Genomic DNA, 2,672 nt, shown 5'->3' on the forward strand with positions numbered 1-2,672 from the left:
GAAACCCAAAACATCGATTAAGAAGGCTGCTCAGACAAACATAAGACGGACTTCAAAGGGATGTAGAACTGATGAGATCATCCTTACTAGCAGGTTGGATGACCTATCTGGAGCTGAGTTTGAGCGTCTACTTGCTCTTTACTTCCGTGATCAGGGCTACACAGTAAAAGAAGTAGGTGTAGGCGGTAATGATGGTGGAGTTGATCTTGTGATCGTTGATGGTCGCGGGGAGAAAACAGCCGTCCAAGCCAAATGCTATGCAGACCATAATCTAGTACCTGTAATGACAGTGCGTGAACTTGTGGCGGCGAAGAGGAATCATGATTGTATATTATCGTTGCTTATCACTACATCTGATCTTACACCTCCTGCCAAGAAGGAAGCAGAGCAATTCAAAGTCGATTATTGGCATGGAGCCTTAGTCGAGCAAAAGCTAAGAGCATGGGGGAAATGGCAACCGAGCAAGAAACCGCGTCCCATAGAGAAGAGAACTGAGACGGTAGCAAAGTCAGAGGTAGCAATAGCTCGGAAGGAAGCAGCGGCAACAACCTCAGTGACATGCAAGTGTGGTTCTCCTATGGTAAAAAGGAAGAGTAAGCAAGGGGAAGAGTTTCTTGGTTGTACCAAGTTTCCTGGTTGTAGACAAACAAGATCGTTATAAGGTAGAAGGGAGAAATCATTGGCAATGTCAGCTAACACTAAATGAAAGAGAGCGTAAAAATGGATTCATTAATACAACTAATAGTAGAGTTGCTTCCCGATAAAGGGTCAGATTTTGTAGTGGCTGGCTTGTTGGCAATTATAGGTTTTTTTATAAAGGGATACTTGGACAAAAGGAAGAGTGAAAAGGAATCTAGGGAGTCAGCGGCAAAGAAGAATGAAGAAACGGAAAAGAAGATCAAAGAGATTATAGATGCAATGTCTCCCAAATATCTAAGTATTCCAAGGGATATAATTATGCATACCTATTCTTACAACTTCATTAACGAACATGTTGATGAAAATGGTTTTAAGGAGAGTCCATATTACAAAGATACCTTAGAAATGAAGAGACTAACCGAAATGAGAATGATGGACGATATTGAGGAAATTCTGTCCTTATCCACGAGTGGGATTGATGGTAATTATGCTGAAACGAAGAATGTGATCCAACGCAACCAGAATACGCTTAAGAATTTGAAAAACGTATTGAAAGCCAAATCTGATGATGACCTGAAAGTCAAGTTTCTTGGAGACATCAACAAACAATTATCAGATGATTATCAAAAACTAATGAATGAATACTGGAAATTGGCAAAAAAATGATTGGTCGCTTGGGCCTGGAATCATCTACGATAGTGACAGAATCTATGGTACAAGAGAAAGCTTCATTACTCAAGGCCATCTTAATGGCCTCACATGGATGAGTCTGTGAACTGCTTTGCTATAAAAAACAGCACAAATATTATAGGAAAATCCAATTTGCCGACCACACAGTATGACTATCAGAAAGGAAATTTCGCATGAAGATAGAAATTGCTGAATCCCTAATGCTGTCCTGGTTAAGACACGCTAAGAATTGTCAGGTTGTGCAATTGAACTGGAAACCTTCTGTTAGGTCATGGGAGTTATTCAACGAAACTGAAGTCGAACAGATAATGGTGGCGACCGACCAGTACTTTAGCCAGAAGTACGAAGGTATGAATTTGTTCAAGAAGAATAGATCATACTCTCAGCTTATGCAACAAGGCGAATCGACGCCCTTGGCATTGAGCTAAACCAAGGAACCGTGCAGAGCATATATGCGATTGACGTAGCTTTTCATGAAAATGGATTGAACTACGCATCCCGCGAGGAGACAATAGCCCGAGTACTGAAGAAAATGATCCGTACTGCTATGATCCTCCAAGGCTACTTCAACATGAGCAAGGGAGAAATCGGTTTAGACCCGTAACTTTAGAGTCTTACACCCTTATTCTCACGATTGCGTAGGTTCTCATTGATTCGCGTCGTTGCCGCCCTTGACACGGAGCCTCCAGCGGGCATGATTTTTCGCGATAGGGCGATGCGGATAACCATTCATCACGAGGCTACAAAGCCTATCATGCCCGCCCCTCCATGTAAAGGGCTTTGTCCATCAGTCATACCTTAATCACAAGCGGCTTTACGGTTTGCTGACGTGCAGCTTGATGAAACTCCTGCGGGGATAGATCATACAAACTGCCATGAATCCGCCGCTGATTGTAAAACAAGAGATAGTCAGATACGATACGGTATGCATCCTGATAACTCTCAAATTCATGCCTGGAGAGGCACTCTTGTTCTAAAATGGCATGAAATGCTTCGACATGCGCATTTTTATTCGGCGTTTTCGGAGGAATCCGTTCATGCTCTACACGATACTCCAGGCACGCTTCCTCTAAAGCATGGCTGATGAATTGCGGGCCGTTATCGGTACGAACCACTGGCAACTGATCTTTCCCAAAGAGTTGTCGTTTCCTTAGTGCCCTCTGCAGGATCTGCGCGGCATGCTTCCCTTCGCAAGAGAGGCCCATGTGGTAGTCGATAATCGACCGGTCGTAGACGTCAATCAGGCTGAGCAAGAATAAGAAACGCTGCTGTGCTGCAATGTAGCCGTATTTGACGTCCATCTCCCAAAGCTGATTCGAAGCGCGGATCTCACGATTGTTCAC

Annotated in this window: 3 protein-coding genes; 2 read left to right on the forward strand and 1 reads right to left on the reverse strand. The window is 43.6% G+C overall.

Annotated features, from left to right (window positions below):
* Positions 1-661, forward strand: a 661-nt coding sequence (locus FKP33_RS26540; protein ID WP_141336808.1) for a restriction endonuclease, incomplete at its 5' end; no start/stop codon positions are given.
* Between the two features lie 59 nt (positions 662-720).
* Positions 721-1,305 (forward strand): hypothetical protein, encoded by a 585-nt coding sequence (locus FKP33_RS26545; protein WP_127604854.1) that lies wholly within the window; start codon positions 721-723, stop codon positions 1,303-1,305.
* Between the two features lie 815 nt (positions 1,306-2,120).
* On the opposite strand, the gene FKP33_RS26550 is transcribed toward FKP33_RS26545, so the two are convergent.
* A partial coding sequence (locus FKP33_RS26550; RefSeq protein WP_181410299.1) for a DDE-type integrase/transposase/recombinase occupies positions 2,121-2,672 on the reverse strand: 552 nt, incomplete at its 5' end.

The sequence above is a fragment of the Paenibacillus sp. tmac-D7 genome (genome assembly GCF_006519665.1).
Taxonomy (GTDB): Bacteria; Bacillota; Bacilli; order Paenibacillales; family NBRC-103111; genus Paenibacillus_G; species Paenibacillus_G validus.

What these genes read in the sequence shown, in the direction of transcription:
- FKP33_RS26545 (WP_127604854.1), top strand. Translation starts at nt 721, where the DNA reads ATGGATTCATTAATACAACTAATAGTAGAGTTGCTTCCCGATAAAGGG.